This is a genomic window from Parafrankia sp. FMc2, from assembly GCF_041008525.1.
Classification (GTDB): Bacteria; Actinomycetota; Actinomycetes; order Frankiales; family Frankiaceae; genus Parafrankia.
The window spans coordinates 1-536 of record NZ_JBFLUG010000522.1 but is presented as its reverse complement, the minus strand read 5'-3'; the positions used below and the strand labels follow the sequence as shown (position 1 = coordinate 536).

At 71.8% G+C, this 536-nt stretch carries 1 protein-coding gene; it reads right to left on the bottom strand.

Features of this window, described 5'->3' with window-relative positions; all coding sequences use genetic code 11:
- Positions 1–446: transposase (locus tag AB1460_RS38265; RefSeq protein ID WP_368967507.1), on the bottom strand; the 446-nt coding region annotated here is incomplete at its 3' end.
- Between the last annotated feature and the right edge of the window lie 90 nt (positions 447–536).

Below are 536 nucleotides of genomic sequence, written 5' to 3'. Positions count from 1 at the left end.
GAGGTGCGGCCCGGCTCGAGGGCGGCGGCGAACGAGTAGGGCCAGCCCGGGATCATCTGGGCGTTGCCCTTGCCCCGGCCGTAGGTGTGGCAGAACAGCCGACCCGGGCTGGTGGCCGCGTCCGGGCGCAGCCACGGGCTGACGTCCACGCCCAGGACGATCCGGCCGTCGGCGGCCCGCGGGAGCGGCAGCCCGGCCAGCACCCGGCGCAGCCGGCTGATCTCGACCTGGCCGTGGTTGATCGCGTCGTACAGCGCGCCGTGCCCCCGGCGGTGCTCCGGTGCCAGCGACAGGCCGACCAGGTCACGGACCGGGCCGTCCGCGCACAGCACGGCGTCGGCGAGCTCGAACAGGGCATCCGCCCGCCGGGTCAGACAGCCGTAGAACTCCTCCCGGAACCGACACAGCACCTCCAGGTGCTCGACGGCAGGGACATCGTGGGCCAAGCTGTCCTCCACGGCCTTTTGTCTGATCACGGTGTCTTTGGCGAGAAACCAGGATCAACAGAAGGCCGCTTCACGTCACGGCGACACGCC